17 protein-coding genes and 2 tRNA genes are annotated in these 19,140 nt (G+C 70.7%); 7 read left to right on the top strand and 12 right to left on the bottom strand.

Features of this window, described 5'->3' with window-relative positions; all coding sequences use genetic code 11:
- The first annotated feature begins 55 nt into the window (after window positions 1–55).
- Window positions 56–274, top strand: a complete 219-nt coding sequence (locus tag MQE23_RS15410) for a hypothetical protein (protein ID WP_243383001.1) — start codon at window positions 56–58, stop codon at window positions 272–274.
- A 102-nt stretch (window positions 275–376) separates the two neighbouring features.
- Window positions 377–1,468, top strand: a complete 1,092-nt coding sequence (locus tag MQE23_RS15405) for a PDZ domain-containing protein (protein WP_037671473.1) — start codon at window positions 377–379, stop codon at window positions 1,466–1,468.
- 42 nt (window positions 1,469–1,510) lie between these two features.
- Here MQE23_RS15405 and MQE23_RS15400 read toward each other — a convergent pair whose 3' ends face one another.
- Complete coding sequence (locus tag MQE23_RS15400; protein WP_037671475.1) at window positions 1,511–2,053, bottom strand: PPA1309 family protein; 543 nt, start codon at window positions 2,051–2,053, stop codon at window positions 1,511–1,513.
- A gap of 163 nt (window positions 2,054–2,216) precedes the next feature.
- On the opposite strand from MQE23_RS15400, the gene MQE23_RS15395 reads away from it, so the two are divergent.
- From MQE23_RS15395 to MQE23_RS15380, 4 genes are all read left to right on the top strand, one after another.
- Window positions 2,217–5,156: a UPF0182 family protein gene (locus MQE23_RS15395; protein ID WP_082320005.1), complete on the top strand. Its 2,940-nt coding sequence runs from the start codon at window positions 2,217–2,219 to the stop codon at window positions 5,154–5,156.
- 56 nt (window positions 5,157–5,212) lie between these two features.
- Window positions 5,213–5,286, top strand: a tRNA-Met gene (locus MQE23_RS15390).
- A gap of 233 nt (window positions 5,287–5,519) precedes the next feature.
- Window positions 5,520–7,343 carry a tetratricopeptide repeat protein gene (locus MQE23_RS15385; protein ID WP_243379393.1) on the top strand — a complete coding sequence of 608 codons (1,824 nt, stop codon included), beginning with the start codon at window positions 5,520–5,522 and terminating at the stop codon, window positions 7,341–7,343.
- A gap of 108 nt (window positions 7,344–7,451) precedes the next feature.
- Window positions 7,452–7,525, top strand: a tRNA-Met gene (locus tag MQE23_RS15380).
- A gap of 228 nt (window positions 7,526–7,753) precedes the next feature.
- Here the strand turns inward: MQE23_RS15380 and MQE23_RS15375 are convergent.
- The 3 genes from MQE23_RS15375 to hisN form a co-directional block, all read right to left on the bottom strand.
- Complete coding sequence (locus MQE23_RS15375; RefSeq protein ID WP_037671479.1) at window positions 7,754–8,170, bottom strand: Fur family transcriptional regulator; 417 nt, start codon at window positions 8,168–8,170, stop codon at window positions 7,754–7,756.
- A gap of 146 nt (window positions 8,171–8,316) precedes the next feature.
- On the bottom strand, window positions 8,317–8,709 hold the full coding sequence (locus MQE23_RS15370; RefSeq protein ID WP_020275079.1) for a CBS domain-containing protein: 393 nt from the start codon (window positions 8,707–8,709) through the stop codon (window positions 8,317–8,319).
- 177 nt (window positions 8,710–8,886) lie between these two features.
- Complete coding sequence (gene hisN, locus MQE23_RS15365; protein ID WP_020275080.1) at window positions 8,887–9,687, bottom strand: histidinol-phosphatase; 801 nt, start codon at window positions 9,685–9,687, stop codon at window positions 8,887–8,889.
- A 203-nt stretch (window positions 9,688–9,890) separates the two neighbouring features.
- Between hisN and MQE23_RS15360 the strand changes: the two genes are divergently transcribed.
- Complete coding sequence (locus MQE23_RS15360) at window positions 9,891–10,499, top strand: TetR/AcrR family transcriptional regulator (RefSeq protein WP_243379392.1); 609 nt, start codon at window positions 9,891–9,893, stop codon at window positions 10,497–10,499.
- 7 nt (window positions 10,500–10,506) lie between these two features.
- Here the strand turns inward: MQE23_RS15360 and MQE23_RS15355 are convergent, their stop codons facing one another.
- The 8 genes from MQE23_RS15355 to MQE23_RS15320 form a co-directional block, all read right to left on the bottom strand.
- The gene (locus tag MQE23_RS15355) at window positions 10,507–10,830 is read right to left on the bottom strand and encodes a multidrug efflux SMR transporter (RefSeq protein WP_020275082.1); all 324 of its coding nucleotides are present in this window, start codon (window positions 10,828–10,830) and stop codon (window positions 10,507–10,509) included.
- 147 nt (window positions 10,831–10,977) lie between these two features.
- Complete coding sequence (gene rsgA, locus MQE23_RS15350) at window positions 10,978–11,988, bottom strand: ribosome small subunit-dependent GTPase A (protein WP_020275083.1); 1,011 nt, start codon at window positions 11,986–11,988, stop codon at window positions 10,978–10,980.
- A 17-nt stretch (window positions 11,989–12,005) separates the two neighbouring features.
- A complete protein-coding gene (gene aroA / locus MQE23_RS15345) occupies window positions 12,006–13,322 on the bottom strand; it encodes a 3-phosphoshikimate 1-carboxyvinyltransferase (protein ID WP_020275084.1) in 1,317 nt (438 codons plus the stop codon).
- A 110-nt stretch (window positions 13,323–13,432) separates the two neighbouring features.
- Complete coding sequence (locus MQE23_RS15340) at window positions 13,433–14,155, bottom strand: M50 family metallopeptidase (RefSeq protein WP_243379391.1); 723 nt, start codon at window positions 14,153–14,155, stop codon at window positions 13,433–13,435.
- A gap of 171 nt (window positions 14,156–14,326) precedes the next feature.
- Complete coding sequence (locus MQE23_RS15335) at window positions 14,327–15,181, bottom strand: NAD(P)H-binding protein (RefSeq protein WP_243379390.1); 855 nt, start codon at window positions 15,179–15,181, stop codon at window positions 14,327–14,329.
- Window positions 15,182–15,261: 80 nt separating this feature from the next.
- Window positions 15,262–16,722, bottom strand: coding sequence for an FAD-dependent oxidoreductase (locus MQE23_RS15330; protein ID WP_243379389.1), 1,461 nt, complete (start codon window positions 16,720–16,722; stop codon window positions 15,262–15,264).
- 202 nt (window positions 16,723–16,924) lie between these two features.
- Window positions 16,925–18,133 carry a hypothetical protein gene (locus MQE23_RS15325; RefSeq protein ID WP_020275088.1) on the bottom strand — a complete coding sequence of 403 codons (1,209 nt, stop codon included), beginning with the start codon at window positions 18,131–18,133 and terminating at the stop codon, window positions 16,925–16,927.
- Window positions 18,130–19,137, bottom strand: a complete 1,008-nt coding sequence (locus MQE23_RS15320) for an LLM class F420-dependent oxidoreductase (RefSeq protein WP_020275089.1) — start codon at window positions 19,135–19,137, stop codon at window positions 18,130–18,132. Before MQE23_RS15320 ends, MQE23_RS15325 begins: the two co-directional genes overlap by 4 nt.
- Window positions 19,138–19,140: the final 3 nt, after the last annotated feature.

Here is a 19,140-nt window from a genome sequence, read left to right as displayed (position 1 = left end):
GACGCAGCCTTCCGGTTGCGTAACCGGACCCCTGGCGTGAGCGTTGTCACTGCGGATGGTTAATCTGCTGATCAGTCAGTTGCGGACGCTCAAGGGGTTGGAGGTCGGCATGGCGGCGCTCGCCTGGTTGCTGATTCCGCTTGTGGCTGCGATCGGCGCGGGGCTCTGGGGCAGTTGGGCCAACCGGACCCGCAAGGCCCGTGGCGACGGCCCGGAGCTCATCGGTTACGCCCGCTTCTGCGAGGCCATGGAGAGGCCTCGGTCGGGTAGCTGACGGCCAGGAAAAGAGCAGGTCACAGGCGTTTGAGACCTCAGGGCCGCCCCGGACGGGCGGCCCTGACGGTGCGCTGACAGGACCGTCCCGTACTGTCGAGTCATGCCACGCCGCACCGCGACGATGCTCGCCTCCACCCTGATGCTGATCGCGCTCCTGTGCGCGGGAGTGTTCATCCCCGTGCCGTATTCGGAGATGTCCCCGGGGCCGACGGTGAACACGCTGGGCGATCACGGCGGAGAGCCGGTGCTCCAGGTCTCCGGGCGGAAGACGTATCCGACCAGTGGCCATCTGAACATGACGACGGTCCGGGTCACCAGCGCCGACTACCGGATGAACCTGGTCGAGGCCGTCTACGGCTGGCTCGCGCACGACAACAAGGTGGTGCCGCACGAGACGCTCTACCCGGACGGCAAGACCGAGGAGCAGTCCACGCAGGAGAACGCCGAGGAGTTCAGCCAGTCCCAGGAGAGCGCCAAGGTCGCCGCGCTGAAGGAACTCGACGTTCCGGTGAAGTCGTGGGTCATCGTCTCGACGGTCGTCAAGGGATCCCCGGCCGAGGGCGAGCTGCACGCCGGAGACGTGATCAAGGCCGTCGACGGTACGGCGGTTAAGGAGCCGGCCGACGTCGCGAAGCTCGTCACGAAGCACAAGCCGGGCCAGGCCGTCCGCTTCACGATCGTGCCCGCCAAGGAGCAGGCCGCCGCGGAGAAGGAGAAGCGGACGCCGACGAAGACGCAGGACGTCACCATCACCACGACGACGTCGGACGACGCCGGCGAGAAGCGGGCCATCGTGGGGATCTCCGCGGGGACCGACCACACCTTCCCGTTCACCATCGACATCAAGCTGGCCGACGTCGGCGGGCCGAGCGCCGGTCTGATGTTCGCGCTCGGTATCTACGACAAGCTCACGCCAGGCAGTCTGACCGGGGGCAAGTTCGTGGCGGGTACGGGGACGATCGACGACGAGGGCAAGGTCGGTCCGATCGGCGGCATCGAGATGAAGACGGTGGGCGCGCGGGCCAAGGGCGCGCAGTACTTCATGACGCCCGCTGACAACTGCGAGGCCGCCGCCAAGGACACCCCCGAGGGCCTGACCCTCATCAAGGTCAAGACCATCGAGGACGCCCTCGGCGCTCTCAAGGACATCCGCAGCGGTGACACGGCCGATCTGCCGAAGTGCGGTAAGTAGTCCCCCGGGCCGGAGGACCGGCCCGGGCCGCGCAGCCGTCGGCTACTCCTCGAACGTCGCCGCCAGTGCCTCCGCCAGACCCGGTACCAGATCGGATCCGGTGAGGACCTCCGTCGGGGAGTCCTTCTCGCGCAGGCGCAGGGCCGACTCTCGGGTGCCGTCCCGCAGGACCGCGACCGTCATACGGACCTCCTGACGGTCCGGGTGCTCCGCCACCCACTTCGTCAGCGCGGCCTCGTCCAGACCCTGCGGAACCTGGGCCTCCGCGGACGGCGGCAGCATCAGGCGCTCCACGGCGAGGGCACAGCCGGCCACCGCGTCGGGCCAGGCGATGGTGGCCAGGAACTCGTCCAGCGGCTTGCCCGTTGGAACTTCGTCCTGCTCGATCGGGGTGAGGCCGGTGTTCTCCGACGCGTCGTCCAGACCGAGCCGGTCCGCGAGCGAGGGCTGTTCGGCCCGGAGGCGGGCGGTGTCGACGAGTGCGAAGAGGCGGGCGGACTGGTCCCAGCCGAGGCCGGAGACGTACTCGTCGATCTCGAGTACGGCCCGGGTGAGCGGGCTCGCCGCCATGGGAGTGTTGGACATGGTCACAATCCTGCCTCGTTCCCGGCCGGAATCGGGAACCGAGTAAACGGTGAGTAAGTTGCATAGGTGGGGGCCCGCGATCACGGGGGCCACGGACGGTCCGTGAAGACGCGGGCCTTACGAATCAACAGCGAACTTCGAGGTGCGCACCTTGGCTTTCCAGATGCCGGACCGCGGCGGAGGCCCGACAGGGCCGCGGATCAGAGTGGGCCGCCCGTCCCGGCGTGTCCGGACCCTGCTCATGACACTGGGCGTCCTGGCCGTCCTCGGCATGGTGTTCACCATGTTCGCGGGCTTTTGGACGGACTGGCTCTGGTACCGGTCGGTGAACTACTCGTCGGTCTTCACCACCACCCTGTGGACCAAGATCGGGCTCTTCTTCGTCTTCGGCCTGCTCATGGCCCTGGCGGTCGGGGTCAACATCTGGCTGGCGCACCGGCTGCGGCCGCCGCTGAGCGCCATGTCCATGGAGCAGCAGAACCTCGACCGCTACCGGATGGGCATCGCGCCCTACAAGAAGTGGCTGCTGCTCGGGATCACCGCTCTGGTGGGCCTGATCGCCGGAGCCTCCGCGTCCGGCCAGTGGCGGACGTGGCTGATGTGGGTCAACGGCGTGCCCTTCGGCCAGAAGGACCCCCAGTTCAAGCTGGACGTCTCCTTCTACGCCTTCGACCTGCCCTGGTACCGCTTCCTGCTCGGCTTCGGCTTCGCCGCCGCGATCCTGTCCGTGATCGCCGCCGCGCTCACGCACTACCTGTACGGCGGGCTGCGCGTCACCAGCCCCGGCGCCCGCGCCACGGCGGCGGCCACCGGGCACCTGTCGGTGCTCATCGGCGTCTTCGTGGCCCTGAAGGCGGTCGCCTACTGGCTCGACCGGTACGGACTCGCCGTGAAGTCCAGTGACTTCAGGGCGACCGACAACTGGACGGGCCTGAGGTACGTCGACGCCAACGCCTATCTGCCGGCGAAGACGATCCTGTTCTGCATCGCCGTCATCTGCGCCCTGCTGTTCTTCGCCACCCTGTGGCGGCGCACCTGGCAGCTGCCCGTGATCGGCTTCGGCCTGATGGTGCTCTCCGCGATCCTCATCGGAGGCCTCTACCCGGCGATCGTGCAGAAGTTCCAGGTCCAGCCGAACGAGCAGGCCAAGGAAGCGCCGTACGTCGAGAAGAACCTCGAGGCGACGCGCAAGGCCTACGGCATCGACGGCACCAAGGTCACCGACTACTCGGGCACGAGCAAGACCGAGGACAAGACCACGCTCCGCGACGACGTCGGTTCCACGGCGAGCATCCGGATCATGGACCCGAACATCGTCTCGCCGACGTTCCAGCAGCTCCAGCAGATCAGGAACTACTACGCGTTCCCGAACAACCTGGACGTCGACCGGTACACCAAGGACGGCAAGGACCAGGACACGGTCATCGGCCTGCGTGAGCTGAACCTGGCGGGCATCCCGAAGAAGAACTGGATCAACAACCACTTCCGTTACACCCACGGATACGGAGTGGTCGCCGCCGAGGGCACCAACGCCGACGCGCAGGGACGCCCGGTCTTCACGGAGTCCGACCTGCCCTCCGAGGGCAACCTCGGCACGTACGAACAGCGGGTCTACTACGGCGAGAAGACCACCACGTACTCGATCGTCGGCGGTCCCCAGAAGGAGATCGACTACTCCGACGACAACGGCGAGAAGACCACCAGCTACAAGGGCGACAGCGGGGTCAACCTCTCCAACCCGGTCAACCGGGCCGCGTACGCGGTGGCGTTCGGCGAGCCGCAGATCCTGTACTCCGGGGCCATCGGCGACGGTTCGCGGATCCTGTACAACCGCACGCCCAAGGAGCGCGTCGAGGCGGTCGCCCCCTGGCTGACCATCGACGGCGACGCCTACCCGGCGGTGGTGAACGGCCGTATCCAGTGGATCGTCGACGCGTACACGACGACCAACGGATACCCGTACTCCTCGCGTACGACCCTCGGTGACACCACGGCCGACTCGCTGACCGCGACCAACGACAACCGCGCGGTGGTGGCCCAGCAGAACCAGGTCAACTACATCCGCAACTCGGTGAAGGCGACCGTCGACGCGTACACCGGCGAGGTCAAGCTCTACCAGTGGGACACCAAGGACCCGGTCCTGAAGACCTGGATGAAGGCCTTCCCGGACACGGTGAAGCCCAAGGGCGAGATCTCCAAGGACCTGATGGACCACCTGCGCTACCCGCAGGACCTGTTCAAGGTCCAGCGGGAGCTGCTCACGCGCTACCACGTGCGGGACGCGACGACGTTCCTCAGCGGCAGCGAGGTGTGGCAGGTGCCGGACGACCCGACGAACCGGTCGGGCAACGCGGTGCCGCCGTACTACCTGAGCATGAAGATGCCCGACCAGAAGGCACAGGCGTTCTCGCTGACGACGACCTTCACGCCCAACGGCCGGGACAACCTCAGCGCGTTCATGGCGGTCGACGCCGAGGCGGGCGCCAGTGACTACGGCAAGATCAGAATCCTGAAACTGCCGACGAACACGACGGTCAACGGACCCAAGCAGGTCCAGAGTCAGTTCAACTCCCAAGAGGACATCGCCGAGTCGATCAGGCTCCTGAGAGGCGGCGACTCCGAAGTCGAGTACGGCAACCTGCTGACGGTGCCGCTCGACGGCGGACTGCTCTACGTGGAGCCGGTCTACGTACGCGGTGGCGGACTGAAGTACCCGCTGCTGCGCAAGGTGCTGGTCACCTACGGAGGCCAGACCGCCTTCGAGAACACGCTCGACGAGGCCCTCAACAAGGTCTTCGGAACGGAGGGCGCGGCCCCCGAGCCACCGGACGAGGGTGACACCACGACGCCACCGCCCACGTCCGACAACCCGACGGTCCAACAGGCCCTGCAGGACGCCCAGAAGGCGTTCGACGCGGGCCAGGAGGCCCTGAAGGAGAACGACTGGGAGGCGTACGGCCGGGCGCAGAAGGATCTCGAGGACGCTCTGCAGCGGGCCGAGGACGCGCAGGCCGAGGCCGGCCGCTCGGGCGCCGAGAGCAAGCCCAGCGCGAGCCCGAGCGCCAAGCCGAGCGGCAGTCCGAGCCCGAAGCCGAGCAGCTAGGGCCTGGCCTGGTCAAATGCCCACTCCGCGCCGTGATACGGTTGTGAACACAACGGCGCGGGGTGGAGCAGCTCGGTAGCTCGCTGGGCTCATAACCCAGAGGTCGCAGGTTCAAATCCTGTCCCCGCTACTGAATCGCGAAGTCCGAGTGACGGAGCGACCACGAAGGCCCGGATTCCACAACGGAATCCGGGCCTTCGTGATGTGTGAACGCATGTGCTGGCACAGGCTGCGGCCGCGCCGCCGGGGGGAGTTGGGAGATCTGTGTTTGACTTGTCTCTCTGTGGGCATGTCGACAAAACGCTGTAGTGACCTCACTGGCTGCGGTATACCAGGTGTACCCAGGTTGCAGGTGGTGCGACGATGGACGTTATGGGGGACAAGGCAACTCTGTTCGAGACAGGGCGTTTTGTGCAGCCTTCCAGCCGGGAGGACACCGAGACCCCGGACGAGACCGGGGAGATCGCCGACGAGGCGGCCGAGGAGCTGCGGCAGCGGCTTGCCGCGGAGGCCGGCGACGTCGAGGCGATGAGTGTCCTCGGGGCCATGCTGCTGCGCCGTGGTGACCTCGACGGTGCCGAACCCCATCTGCGTGCCGCCACCGCCGCGGGCGACCGGGCCGCCGCCAACAACCTCGGAGTCCTTCTCCACCAGCGCGGATACGCCGACGAGGCCGCCGGCTGGTGGCGGATCGCCGCGGTCGCCGGATCAGCGGCGGCCGCGCACGCCCTCGGACGGCACCACCGTGAGCGCGGCGACGAACCCGCCGCCGAGTACTGGCTGCGCCAGTCCGCAGAACAGGGACACACCCTGGGCGCGTATGCCCTCGCCGACCTGCTGGAGCACCGCGGCGACGCCGGGGCCGAGAAGTGGATGCGGGTCGCGGCCGAGCGCGGGCACCGGGAGGCCGCGTACCGCCTGGCCCGGGCGCTGGACCGGAAGGCGGCGCGGGACACCGACGGTGACGACGGTGGCCAGGTGCCGGACGAGGTCGAGCAGTGGTACCGGCAGGCCGCCGCACGCGGCCACCGGCGGGCCGCCCTGCACCTCGGGACGATCCTGGAGAAGCGCGGCGAGCTCAAGGAGGCCGGGCGCTGGTACCTGACGTCCGCCAAGGACGGCGAGGCGCGGGCCGCCTGCGCGCTCGGGTTCCTGCTGCGTGACGCGGGCGACACCGAGAACGCCGCCGTGTGGTGGCTGCGGGCCGCCCAGGACGGCGACGGCAACGCGGCGAACGCGCTGGGCGCGCTGCACGCCGAGCGGGGCGAGACCCAGACCGCCGAGCGCTGGTACCGGGCCGCGATGGACGCGGGCGACGTGAACGGCGCCTACAACCTGGGGCTGCTCTGCGCCGAGCAGGGGCGCACCGCGCAGGCCGAGCAGTGGTACCGGCGCGCGGCCTACGCCGGGCACCGGGAAGCCGCGAACGCGCTGGCGATCCTGCTGCTGCGGGCCGGGGACGAGACCGGCGCCGAGCCGTGGTTCTCCAAGGCCGCGGAGGCCGGGAGCGTGGACGCCGCCTTCAACCTGGGCATCCTGCACGCCGGCCGGGGCGAGGAGCAGGCCGCGCTGCGCTGGTACGAGCGGGCCGCGGCCGCCGGGCACACCGAGGCGGCACTTCAGGTCGGCATGGCCCGGCTGCGGGACGGCGACGACCAGGAGGCCGAGCGGCATCTGCGGTGTGCGGCCGGGGGCGGGAGCGCCGAGGCCGCGTACCGGCTGGCGACCGTGCTCGACGCGCGCCGGCCGCCGGAGCCCGCGCACGAGCTCGGGGAGCCGGTGCACCGGCGGAGCGAGTGCGAGGAGTGGTACGAGAGAGCGGCCTCGCAGGGGCACCGGCGGGCGCAGGTGCGGGTGGGCATGCTCGCAGCCGCCCGGGGCGACGTCGTCGAGGCGGCCCGGTGGTATCGGGAAGCGGCCGAGGCCGGATCCCGCAACGGGGCGTTCAATCTCGGGCTGCTGCTGGCCCGGGAGGGGAGCGAGCCCGAGGCGGCGGTGTGGTGGACGCGGGCGGCTGACGCGGGGCACGGGCGGGCGGCGTTGCGGCTGGCCCTGGTCTACGCGCGTCGGGGGGAGCTGGCGGAAGGGCAGCGGTGGGCTGACCGGGCGGTGTCCCTGGGGCCGGCGTCCGTGGCGGAGCGGGCGGCCCGGCTGCGGGATGCGTTGCGGCAGGAGCTGTCGGCCTGACGCCGGGTTTCGCAACGACTGCCCGCAGCTGAGCGAGACTGCAGCTCGCGGCTCCGGCTAAGCGATTTGCATCCGCCCTCCGCGTTGACGTAACGTTGCATTCACCGACGCGGGGTGGAGCAGCTCGGTAGCTCGCTGGGCTCATAACCCAGAGGTCGCAGGTTCAAATCCTGTCCCCGCTACTGAAGGCCGAGGGCCGGAATCCGAAAGGGTTCCGGCCCTCGGTGCGTCTACCGGCGGTGGCCCACCGCCTCCTCGTAGAGGGAGCGGGTGGGTTCGCCGTCGACCCGGCGCCATACGGGTCGAGCGGCCATGCTCTCCAGAGATATGGCGAACCGTCAGGTACGGGAGGGCGCGGGCACGGCGAAGCCCCGGCACCCATCGGGTGCCGGGGCTCTCGCGTGCGAAGGCTAGGCGGCCGCGCAGTTCGGGCAGACGCCGCGGTACGTCACCTCGACGTCCGAGACCGTGAAGCCGAAGCGCTCCGAGTCGGGGAGGTCCGCCAGTGGGTTGCCGACCGGGTGGACGTCGCGGATCGCGCCGCACCGGGCGCAGACCAGGTGGTGGTGTGGCTGGTGGGCGTTCGGGTCGTACCGCTTGGCGCGCTGGTCCGTGGAGACCTCGAGCACCTCGCCGAGGGACACGAGCTCGCCGAGCGTGTTGTAGACGGTCGCCCGGGAGATCTCGGGCAGCTTGGCGACGGCTCGGGAGTGGACCTCGTCGGCCGTCAGATGGACGTGTTCGCCGTCGAGGACCTCGGCCACGACGCGCCGCTGCGCGGTCATCCGCCATCCGCGTCCGCGCAGCCGTTCCAGAAGGTCACTCATGGCCACCAGCCTAACAGCAAGAGGGACCAGGTCGCGAACAGGTGTGGAGTTAGAGTTCCACTTACTTTGGACAATGTCTAATTCGAGCTGGCTGGTCGCGCAGGGGCGGCCCGGGCTCCTGCGAGGGGCCCGGGCCGTTCGTGTCGTCAGGCGGGTACCTGCTGGCGCGCCGGTGCCCAGCAGCGAATGATGTCGCGGACCGAGACGACGCCGGCGGGCTCGTCGCGGTCCAGCACGATGAGATGACGGAAACCGCCGTGCGCCATGGCGGCGGCCGCCTCCTCCAGGGTCCAGGCCGGAGCGGCGAACACGACGTCGGTGGTGGTGTGGGCGTGGACGAGTTCCGCGTCCGGGTCCTGGCCCTGGCCCACGGAGATGAGGATGTCGCGTTCGGTGAGGATGCCGATGCCGCCGGCGTCGGGGTCGTGGACGATGGCCGCGCCGACCTTGCGGGCGGCCATCAGCGCGGCGGCCTGGCGGAGGGTGTGGGTCGGGCCGATGGTGAGGACGACTGTGCTCATGGCGTCACGGACGAGCATGGATAGGCCTCCTGGGGGTGTCCCCGCCGTTTGTTCATGTTTTCACAAGTTCACAAGCGGGCGGACTCTCAGGGTGGCAGGCAAAGGGAGGGTCAACAAGGGGGCGCCCGGTAACAGGGGGCGCGCTCAGTGGTGGTGGTTGCGCACTCGCGGTGGTCGCTCAGCGGCGGTGGCCGCTCAGTACCGCTGGTTGAGATACCCCAGCAACTCGTCGTGGAGCAGGCCGTTCGACGCGGCCGCGTTGCCGCTGTGCGGGCCCGGGCGGGAGTCGAGTCCGGTGAAGGTGCCGCCGGCCTCGGTGACGATGATCGCGTTGGCGGCCATGTCCCAGAGCGACAGCTCCGGCTCGGCGCACATGTCGACGGCGCCCTCGGCGACCAGCATGTACGGCCAGAAGTCGCCGTACGCGCGCGTGCGCCACACCTCGCGGGTGAGGTCCAGGAAGCCGTCCAGGCGGCCCTGCTCCTCCCAGCCGCTGAGCGAGGAGTACGCGAAGGAGGCGTCGGCCAGTTTCCCGACGCGCGAGACCTGGAGGCGGGACGCCTTCGTGAGGCTGCGGCCGGTGAACGCGCCGTAGCCCTTCGCGGCCCACCAGCGGCGGCCGAGGGCCGGGGCGGAGACCACGCCGACGACGGGCTCGAAACCGCCCTCGCCGGCTTCCATCAGGGAGATGAGGGTGGCCCAGACGGGGACGCCGCGTACGTAGTTCTTGGTGCCGTCGATGGGGTCGATCACCCAACGGCGGGGGCCGGTTCCCTCGACGCCGTACTCCTCGCCGAGGATCGCGTCCCGGGGGCGGGCGCGGGCGAGTTGGCCGCGGATGAGTTCTTCGGCGGCCTTGTCCGCTTCGCTCACCGGGGTCATGTCCGGTTTGGTCTCGACCTTGAGGTCGAGGGCCTTGAACCGGTCCGTCGTCGCGGCGTCGGCGGCGTCGGCGAGGACGTGGGCGAGACGCAGGTCGTCGAGGTAGTCGGGCATGTAACGAACCTATCTGCCGAGGTGGGGGTGGGGCTACAGGGGGCTTGCGGGCAGGGCTGCCGGCGGTACGACTGCCCGCAACCGGGACGATCGCACCCGCGCAGGTCGGCTCAAAGGCGACCCCGCGTGCTCTCGTGAACCCTTGACAGTGGTTTCGTGCGCGTCAAATCTGGGCGCAGAGCCGCTCGCCCCAAGGGGAGGCGATGATGCCTGCAGCGCGGGAATCTCTACTGGACGCCGCTTACACGGCGCTGGCGCGCCGGCCGTGGTCCGCCGTGCGGATGGTGGACGTGGCCGCGGCGGCCGGAGTGTCCCGGCAGACGCTGTACAACGAGTTCGGCAGCAAGGACGGGCTCGCCCGGGCGCTCGTGAGGCGGGAAGCCGACGGGTACCTCGCCGGGGTCGACCGCGCGCTCACCGCGCACAGCGACCCGCGCGAGCGGCTCACCGCCACCGCCGAGTGGACCACTTCGGCGGCCCGCGAGAACGCCCTCGTCCGTGCCATGCTCACCGGCTGCTGGAGCGAACGGCTGCCGTCCCCGGCCCTGTCGGCCGTGCCCTCCACCTCCGCCGTACCGGCCCAGCGCCGCGCCGACGGCCCGCTGCCCTCACCCGGCGACTTCGTCACCCTCGTCCGCGACCGTGCCGTCACGGTCCTGGCCGGACCCGGCATCCCCAAGTCCGCCACCGCCGACCTGGCCCGCTCCTGCGAACTCGCCGTCCGGCTCGCCCTGTCCTGCGTGGCCGCGCCTCCCGGCGAGGGCGGCGTCGCCGAGCTGGTCCGCAGCGCCCTTCAGCGGCAGGCCGCATGACGGGACGTCAGTGCGCCGACCCCGACAACTGCAGCCCGATGACGCCGATGATGACGAGGCTGATCGACACGATCTTCAGCGTCGACACCAGGTCGCCCAGGAACACCATGCCGTAGATCGCCGTGCCCGCCGCGCCGATGCCGGTCCACACGGCGTAGGCGGGACCCACGTCGAGTTTCTTCAGCGACAGGGTCAGCAGGCCGAAGCTGCCGAGGGCGAAGATGCAGAACGCGACCGTCGGCCAGAGCCGGGTGAAACCGTGCGACAGCTTCAGGCACACGGCGAAGCCGGTCTCCAGCAACCCCGCCACAATGACCAGCAGCCACGCCATGAGTCGTTCCTCCCGTATCCCACGTTCAGCGACCGCTTAGTCAGTTTGAGGATGTTCGACAGATTGTTCAGCTTCTGGTCGGTCTTGCATCCGGCTTGGTGCGATTATGCACTTACCGTCCTCACGCCATGACAAACAACGCGGAGGTCAGTCGCCTTCCTTGCGCTCCCGCGTGGCCAGCAGCCGCCGCAGCGAGTACAGCCGCGCCGGATCCGCGTGCCCCTCGGCCACCCACGCGTCCAGCGCGCAGTCGGGCTCGTCATGGCTGCACGCGCGCGGGCAGCCCTCGGTGCCCGGCTCCAGGTCGGGAAAGGCGTGGATGACCCGGGACGGGTCGACGTGGTGCAGGCCGAAGGACCGGATGCCCGGTGTGTCGATCACCCAGCCGTCGCTGCCCGCAAGCGGCAGCGCCAGCGCCGAGGTGGTGGTGTGCCGGCCACGGCCCGTCACCGCGTTCACATGCCCGGTCGTGCGCCGCTGCTCCTGCGGCACCAGCGCGTTGACCAGGGTCGTCTTGCCGACACCGGAGTGGCCGACGAACGCGGTGATCTTGCCGTCGAGCTGCTCCCGTACGCGGGCGACGGCCGTGCCGTTCTGGAGTTCCTCGCGGCTGGTGACGACGTAGGGGATGTCGAGGTGGCCGTACAGCTCCAGCAGCTTGTCGGGCGGGGCGAGGTCCGACTTGGTCAGGACCAGCAGCGGGTCCAGGCCGCCAGCGTAGGCCGCGACCAGACAGCGGTCGATCAGCCGGGGGCGGGGCTCCGGGTCGGCCAGGGCGGTGACGACGGCCAGCTGGTCGGCGTTGGCGACGACCACGCGCTCGTACGGGTCGTCGTCGTCCGCCGTGCGACGCAGGACCGAGGTCCGCTCCTCGATGCGGACGATCCTCGCGAGCGTGTCCTTCTTGCCGGACATGTCGCCCACGAGCGCCACGCGGTCGCCGACCACGGCCGCCTTGCGGCCCAGCTCCCTGGCCTTCATCGCCATGACCACGCGGTCCTCGACGAGGCAGGTCAGGCGGCCCCGGTCGACGGTGAGGACGAGGCCCTCGGCGGCGTCCTCGTGCTTGGGCCGGATGTTGGTCCGGGGCCGGGTGTTCCGGCGGCCGGGACGGCTGCGGATGTCGTCCTCGTCGGTGTGCTTGCCGTAGCGGCGCATGACCTGATCCCCGCGTCCTATGCCCCGAGCATCCCGGTCCACAGGTCGGGGAAGTCGGGCAGGGTCTTGGCCGTCGTCGCCACGTTCTCGATCTGCACGCCCTCCACGGCGAGGCCGATGATCGCGCCGGCCGTGGCCATGCGGTGGTCGTCGTACGTGTGGAAGATCCCGCCGTGCAGACGGCGCGGGCGGATGTGCAGACCGTCGGCGGTCTCCGTGACGTCACCGCCGAGTTCGTTGATCTCCTTGGTCAGCGCCGCCAGGCGGTCCGTCTCGTGCAGCCGCAGGTGCGCCACGCCGCGCAGGGTCGACGGGGAGTCCGCGAGGGCCGCGACCGCCGCGACGCCCGGCGTCAGCTCGCCCACTTCGCTCAGGTCGACGTCGATGCCGTGGACCGAGCCGGAACCGGTGAACACGAGCCCGAACTCGGTCAGTTCGCAGGACCCGCCCATCTCGGTGAAGATCTCGCGCAGCCGGTCACCGGGCTGGGTGGTGCGGGCCGGCCAGTCCGGGATGACGACCTTGCCGCCGGTCACCAGCGCCGCCGCCAGGAACGGCTGGGCGTTGGACAGGTCCGGCTCGATGACCAGGTCCCGGCCGAGCAGGGCGCCCGGCGTGACCCGCCAGACGTTCGGCTCGCCGCCCGACTCGGGCGTGTCCACCTGGGCGCCGACCGCGCGCAGCATGTCGACGGTCATGCGGATGTGCGGCATGGAGGGCAGCGTGGCGCCGGTGTGGCGGACCTCGACGCCCTGGTTGAAGCGCGGGCCGGACAGCAGCAGGGCGCTCACGAACTGCGAGGAGGAGGACGCGTCGATCGCCACCGGGCCGCCGTCCAGGGCGCCGCTGCCGTGCACGGTCAACGGCAGCGCGCCACGGCCGTCGTCGTCGATCCGGGCGCCGAGCTGACGCAGGGCGTCGATGACTCCGTTCAGGGGACGCTCGTACGAGCGGGGATCACCGTCGAAGCGGACGGGCCCGTCCGCGAGCGCGGCGACCGGCGGCAGGAACCGCATCACCGTGCCGGCGTTGCCGACGTCGACCGTGGCCGGGCCTCGCAGGCCCGTGGGGAGCACCCGCCAGGCCTCACCGGTGCCGTCCGGGCCCACGCCCTCCTCGATCTCGATGCCCATGGCGCGCAGCGCGCCGGCCATCAGCAGGGTGTCGCGGGAGCGCAGGGGGCGGCGCAGCCAGCCCGGTTCGGAGGCGAGGGAGGCGAGGACCAGGGCGCGGTTCGTGACCGACTTGGACCCGGGCACGTGGACCGTCGCGTCGACGGCTCCGCTCGCGTGCGGGGCGGGCCAAAGGGCGGTGTCTGCGGTGTTCGGGGCCATGGCTTCACTTTATAAGGAGCAGTGGTTCGGGTGCGGCGCCGTGGGGGCCGGTCGGGCCCACGAGGCGGAGCCGCACAACGGCAGAGCCCCGCGTCCCTCAGGCCGGCCGGTCACAGGTCCAGCAGCCAGCGCCCCCCGCCGATCAGCGAGCACAGCGACACCGCGTGGAACAGGAAGAACCACAACGCCGCGGGCACATGCGTCAGCCGCGACAGCTGGTCCGCGTCCGAGTCTCCCGCCCCGCCCCGCGCCCGCTTGGCCTGGAGCTCGAACGCCGGACGCACCCCGCCGATCAGCAGGAACCACACCACCACGTAGGCGAACGCCGCCTGGACCTGGGGGCCGGCCAGCCAGGACACCAGGACGAACAGGCCGCCGGTGACGATCATGGTGAGGGCGCCGTACGCGTTGCGGATCATCACGAGCATGGCCAGCAGCAGGGCCGTGGCCAGCCACAGCAGCAGGGTGATGCGGCCGGCGCCCAGCAGGGCCGCGCCGCCGAGGCCCAGCAGGGGCGGGGCGGTGTAGCCGGAGGCCGCGGTGAGGATCATGCCGATGCCGTACGGCTTGCCGCGGCTGACGGTCAGGCCGCTGGTGTCCGAGTGCAGCCGTATGCCGGTGAGGGTGCGGCCGCTGAGCAGCGCCACGAGCCCGTGGCCGCCCTCGTGGGCGATGGTGATGGCGTTGCGGGAGACGCGCCACAGTCCGTGCGGGATCACCACGGCGAGCGCGGCCACCAGGGTCGCGATCACGACCCACAGGTCGGGGTCGGGCTGGGTGCCGGAGACCTCGTCCCAGAGGGAGGCGAGCGAGGCGGTTGCGGTGCTGTCCATGTGCGGCGATGGCTCCCTGGCGTCGTGTGGAATCTCGCAGTGTGGCACGGATGTGCGGACGGTATTTGAGACGCCGACGTGGTGGGGATCGTTCCTGACGGCACGCGCGGGCAGCAGAGAAGGAGCCGTACCCGTCCTGGGTTCGGCTCCTTCATGTTCGGTGGTCTGCCGTCAGGCAGCGGTGAACGCCGTACGGTGTTCCAGCGCCCAGTCGGCGAAAGCCGTCGGCGGGCGGCCGGTGACCCGGGCGACCGTGTCCGTCACCGGGGCGGTGGTGCCGACCGAGGCCGCGTACGTGCCGAGGACGGAGTCGACGAGGCCGGGCACTCCGAACGCGCCGTACTGATCCTCCAGTTGGGCCCGAGCGGCATCGCCGACCAGGTCGACGACGGTCACCGGACGACCGATTGCCGCCCCGATCAGCTCGACCTGCCGGCGCTGCGTCATCGACTCCGGGCCGGTGAGCTCGTACGTCGCGCCCTCGTGTCCGTCGGACAGCAGGGCCTGGACGGCGACCGCCGCTATGTCCCGCTCGTGGATCGGGGAGAGGGTGCTCTCGGCGTACGGGACGCGGACCTCACCGCCCTCGCGGATCGCGGGGGCCCACTGCAGCACATTGCTCGCGAAGGCGCCCGGCCGCAGCACCGTCCGGGCGAGACCGCTGTCCTCCACCGCCCGTTCGACCGACAGGTGCATGAGTCCGATCGGACCGGCGGTCTCACCGGGCTCGCTCACCGCGGCGGACGACAGCAGTACCACGTGCTTGACCCCGCTGGCCCTGGCGAGGTGCAGGAAGCCGGCGACGCCGGACGGGTTGGGGAACAGGAAGAGCTTCTCCACGCCCGCCAGCGCGTCCCCGAACGAACCGGGGTCGTCCAGGTCCCCGGCGCGCACGTCGACGCCCGCGGGCAGTTCGGCGGTCTTCGGATTCCGGGAGGTGGCCCGCACCGGGGCACCGGCCGCGAGCAGCAGCTCGACGACGTTGCGGCCGACGTTGCCGGTCGCGCCGGTCACCAGAATGGTCATGAGGTGGACTCCTACGTGGGGGAAAGGGGGCGCTGGGGGAAATTGGGGCGCACACGGCCGGCGCCGGGGCCGGCCGTGGGTCAGGTCCGGGCCGCGCCGAACCAGCGGTGGAGTGCTTCCGTGAGCGGCGTGCCGGACACCCAGCAGATGTAGCCGTCGGGGCGCACCAGAACGGCCTCGGCGCCGAGGCCGGGGAGCTCCGGTACCTCCACGGCGTCCACCCGGCCCGTCCAGGGCGCCGCCTCGGCGACCAGTTCCGTCCGCGTGGTCAGCAGGACGCCGTGCCCCTGGTGGAACAGTTCGCTGGCCCAGCGGCCGTCGGGCAGGGCGAAGTCGGTGAGCCGGGCGCCGACGGGCTCGTCGCCCCCGAGGTCGTAGCGGATGGAGAGGCCGGAGATCGCCCCGCCGAGCAGGCGGTTGGCCTCCGGCAGTTTGATCAGCTGGGTGAAGATCTCCCTCAGCGCCTCGTGCTCGATGCCCTTCTGGCCGAGGGCGACCTGGGCCCGGGTGTTCGTGAGGACGGCGGCGCCCACCGGGTGGCGTTCGCCGTGGTAGGTGTCGAGCAGCCCTTCGGGGGCCCAGCCGGCGATCTCGGCGGCCAGTTTCCAGCCCAGGTTCATCGCGTCCTGCACGCCGGTGTTGAGTCCTTGGCCGCCGAGCGGCAGGTGGACGTGCGCGGCATCGCCGGCGAGGAAGGCCCGTCCGACGCGGTAGTGCTCCGCGAGGCGTGAGGCGTCGCTGAACCGGGAGGCCCAGCGCACCTCCTTGACCTCGGTGTCCGAGCCGTAGAACTCCTGGATCGCGGCGATGACCTCGTTCTCCGGCACCTTCGCGCGCTGGTCGTCGATCACCTGGTCGGCGATGCTGTAGAAGATCCGGTAGACGTTGTCCGACTCCGTGCCGATCGGGAAGATGTTCGCGAACGACCCGTCAGGACGCATCCGGGGAGAGCCCTTGGTGTCCCAGGTGGTCGCGATCCCCTCAGCGGTGATGCCCAGCACGACGTCGGAGACGGTGCCGAACCACCGCGCGTCCAGCCCGGGGAACTCGACCCCGAGGTGCTTGCGGACGAAGCTGCGGCCACCGTCGCAGCCCGCCAGATAGCGTGCCTCGATCCACTTCCCGCCGGTCTGGACGCGGACCCGCTCCTCGTCCTGCACGATGCCGGTGACCTCCGAGTTCCACTGGACCCGTACTCCCAGTGCGGCGAGGTGCTCCTCCAGCACGTTCTCGACCTCGGCCTGCGGAATGGCCACCTGGTACGGGTAGCGGGAGTCCCAGCCGTCCAGCGTCAGCGGCACGGGCAGGTGTGCGAAGTGGGTCGTCTCCAAGCGGGCCCTGGCCTGCTCCTCCGCGCCGTCGAGCATGCCGCGCAAGGCCAGCATCTCCGCGGTGCGGGGGTGGAGGTTCAGGGCCCGGCTCTCGCCGGTCCGGCCGGGGCCCTTGTCGAGCAGGGCCACGCGTGCGCCGGCGAGGGCCAGCTCGTGGGCCAGCGTCAGACCGGTGGGTCCGGCGCCCACCACGATCACGTCAGCGTCCATTACGGGTTCCTCTCTGCCTTCCGGTTCCGAACAACGTTCTATCAGCGAACGTCGTTCTTTCACAAGTACGGCGTTCTGCGCAGGCCATCAGGAGCCGATCACGTTTCCCGGGGGCCTGCGAGGACGCTGGGGCGCTACCGCGACTACCGCGACTACCGCGACTACCGCGAACCGCGCTGTTCCGCGGCTCGCGGCAGGAGAGTCACCAGCTGTGGGTCGGGGTGAGGCCCCACGCGTCGAGCTCCGCCTCGACCAGCCCGGCTCCGACCGAGACGCCGGCGGACTGGAAGCCGATCGACACCGTCCCGCCGGCCCTGAGGACGAAACAGTTCATCCGGCCGGGCGGCCCCCCGGCGCCCGAGACCGTGCGGAAGAGGACACCCAGGGCGGGACCGAAGACGTCCCTGGCCTCCGGCAGCATCTCGCCGGCGTTGGACAGCGCGGCGTCGGTCTGCGGATAGCCGGTGAGGTGCCGGCCGACCACCTCGGCGTACACCGCCTTGCTCAGCCGGCGGATGTGGGCCAGGTCGGTGTAACGCCCGCGCAGGCCGGCCAGCCGCAGGGTGGCGATCCCGACCATGTTGGAGGACTCCAGGTCGTCCGGCCGCCGGAAGCTCACGGGCAGCCCGACCGTGAACGGCCCGCCCGACTCGGTGGTGCCCCGCGCGGCGCGCAGGATGTTCGCGGTCATGGCGAGCATCAGCCCCGTCACGCTGCCCCCGCCGCTCTCCGCCACCCGCTCGGCGTCGGCGGCCGACACGGTGAAGGCGAGCCGGGAGCGGACGGGTGCCGCGCCGTCTGCCTGCCGTGAACGGCCGAGCAGCATCCGGGTTGCGGTGGCGGGCACCTCGGCGACCTTGCCGCGCAGCCGGGACAGCGCCAGCCGGGAGTACGTCCACATGCCTTCCGTCACCAGATCGGTGAGGTCCTCGACCAGCGACGGCTGCCCGGAGCGCCACTGCCGAGCGGTCTCCCGGGCGGCCAGTGTGGCCGCGCCGATGAGACCCTGGCCGTCGGTCAGCGCGTGCGAACCCACCAGGGACACCACGGACGTGCCGTCGCCGATGTGCGCCGCGCTCAGCACCCAGCCGCGGCCCGCATGGGCGTCGAGTTCGACCCGGCAGGCGGCGTCGGCCCAGTCCATCACCTCTTCCGGCGCGATCGTCCGAGGGGAGACACGCAGGGCGGAGCAGTCGGTGTGCCGCTCCCAGACCGGGCGGGCCAGCGGCAGCCGGGCGGTCCGCATCCGCCGGTTCAGCGGGCCCTGGGCCAGATTGGCGTGGAACTTCCGCAACGCTTCGGGAGCCGGCCGGCCCTGCACCCGCCAGAGCAGCTGCACCGGGGGGTCGATCTTCAGCTGTTGCATCAGTACATCGCCTCCGGTGAAGCGCTGCGATCCGGCCATGTTCATGTCGTCGTCCCCGTCTCCGGCGCGAGCCCGACCAGCGGGGCCAGCGTGCGCCCGGTCAGTGCGATGGCGTCCGGATCGTGCGCGTTGACGAGCATGTTGGCCATGAGCCCGTCGATGCCGTGGCACAGCACCCGCTCCTGGAGCTGCTCGGTGACCTCGGCCGGGGTGCCGACGAAGAACCGGTCGCTCGCCGCGGCCCGCTCGGAGTCCGTCAGTTCCGCCACGTTCACGCCCGACCTGGCCAGTGCCTCCTCCAGCAGCTTGCGGGCCCGGTCGCCGTCCTCGTCGATGATCAGGGGCGTGGCGAAGCTGGTCTCCAGCGTCGCCGGGTCCCGGCCGGCCTCGGCGCACCGCGTCCGCAGTGCCGCCATCTTCCGCGGCAGCTCGGAAGTGGTGCAGATGATGTTGAGGTGGTCGGCGTGCCGGGCGGCGAAGGCGAACGTCTTCTTCTCGCCCCCGCCTCCGATCAGCAGCGGCAGGTCCTCCCGGAGCCGGGGCTCGTTGATGGCACCCTCGGCGCGGAACCAGCGCCCCTCGACTCGCGGCCGCGCCCCGCGCAGCATCGGGACGACGACACCGAGCGCCTCCTCGAACCGGCCGAAACGCTCGGCGACGGTACCGAACTCGTAGCCGTACTCGCGGTGTTCCTGCTCATGCCAGCCGGCGCCGACGCCGAGCACGGCGCGCCCCTGGCTGATCACGTCGAGCGTGGTGACCATCTTGGCCAGCAGGGCGGGATTGCGGTAGCCGATGCCGGTCACCATGGTCGACAGCTGCACACGGCCGGTGGCCGCCGCCAGCGCCCCGAGCAGGGTGTACGCCTCCAGCATCGGGCCGTCGGGCGGCCCGATCAGCGGCGGCTGGTAGAAGTGGTCCATCGTCGTGACCAGGTCGAACCCGGCGTCCTCCGCGGCGCGCACCTGGTCGACCAGTGCGGGGAAGAGACCGGTGACCGTCTCCGTGTGATGGAAGTACGGGATGTGATAGCCGAGACGTATGCTCACGTG

Origin of the sequence: Streptomyces sp. HP-A2021 (assembly GCF_022807935.1) — a bacterium.
Taxonomy (GTDB): Bacteria; Actinomycetota; Actinomycetes; order Streptomycetales; family Streptomycetaceae; genus Streptomyces; species Streptomyces afghaniensis.
This window is presented reverse-complemented; position numbering and strand designations above follow the sequence as displayed.

Bases quoted from the DNA above. Each gene is read 5' to 3' on its own strand.
- MQE23_RS15410 (WP_243383001.1), top strand. From the start codon at position 56: ATGGTTAATCTGCTGATCAGTCAGTTGCGGACGCTCAAGGGGTTGGAG.
- MQE23_RS15405 (WP_037671473.1), top strand. From the start codon at position 377: ATGCCACGCCGCACCGCGACGATGCTCGCCTCCACCCTGATGCTGATC.
- MQE23_RS15400 (WP_037671475.1), bottom strand. From the start codon at position 2,053: ATGTCCAACACTCCCATGGCGGCGAGCCCGCTCACCCGGGCCGTACTC.
- MQE23_RS15395 (WP_082320005.1), top strand. From the start codon at position 2,217: ATGCCGGACCGCGGCGGAGGCCCGACAGGGCCGCGGATCAGAGTGGGC.
- MQE23_RS15385 (WP_243379393.1), top strand. From the start codon at position 5,520: ATGGACGTTATGGGGGACAAGGCAACTCTGTTCGAGACAGGGCGTTTT.
- MQE23_RS15375 (WP_037671479.1), bottom strand. From the start codon at position 8,170: ATGAGTGACCTTCTGGAACGGCTGCGCGGACGCGGATGGCGGATGACC.
- MQE23_RS15370 (WP_020275079.1), bottom strand. From the start codon at position 8,709: ATGCTCGTCCGTGACGCCATGAGCACAGTCGTCCTCACCATCGGCCCG.
- hisN (WP_020275080.1), bottom strand. From the start codon at position 9,687: ATGCCCGACTACCTCGACGACCTGCGTCTCGCCCACGTCCTCGCCGAC.
- MQE23_RS15360 (WP_243379392.1), top strand. From the start codon at position 9,891: ATGATGCCTGCAGCGCGGGAATCTCTACTGGACGCCGCTTACACGGCG.
- MQE23_RS15355 (WP_020275082.1), bottom strand. From the start codon at position 10,830: ATGGCGTGGCTGCTGGTCATTGTGGCGGGGTTGCTGGAGACCGGCTTC.
- rsgA (WP_020275083.1), bottom strand. From the start codon at position 11,988: ATGCGCCGCTACGGCAAGCACACCGACGAGGACGACATCCGCAGCCGT.
- aroA (WP_020275084.1), bottom strand. From the start codon at position 13,322: ATGGCCCCGAACACCGCAGACACCGCCCTTTGGCCCGCCCCGCACGCG.
- MQE23_RS15340 (WP_243379391.1), bottom strand. From the start codon at position 14,155: ATGGACAGCACCGCAACCGCCTCGCTCGCCTCCCTCTGGGACGAGGTC.
- MQE23_RS15335 (WP_243379390.1), bottom strand. From the start codon at position 15,181: ATGACCATTCTGGTGACCGGCGCGACCGGCAACGTCGGCCGCAACGTC.
- MQE23_RS15330 (WP_243379389.1), bottom strand. From the start codon at position 16,722: ATGGACGCTGACGTGATCGTGGTGGGCGCCGGACCCACCGGTCTGACG.
- MQE23_RS15325 (WP_020275088.1), bottom strand. From the start codon at position 18,133: ATGAACATGGCCGGATCGCAGCGCTTCACCGGAGGCGATGTACTGATG.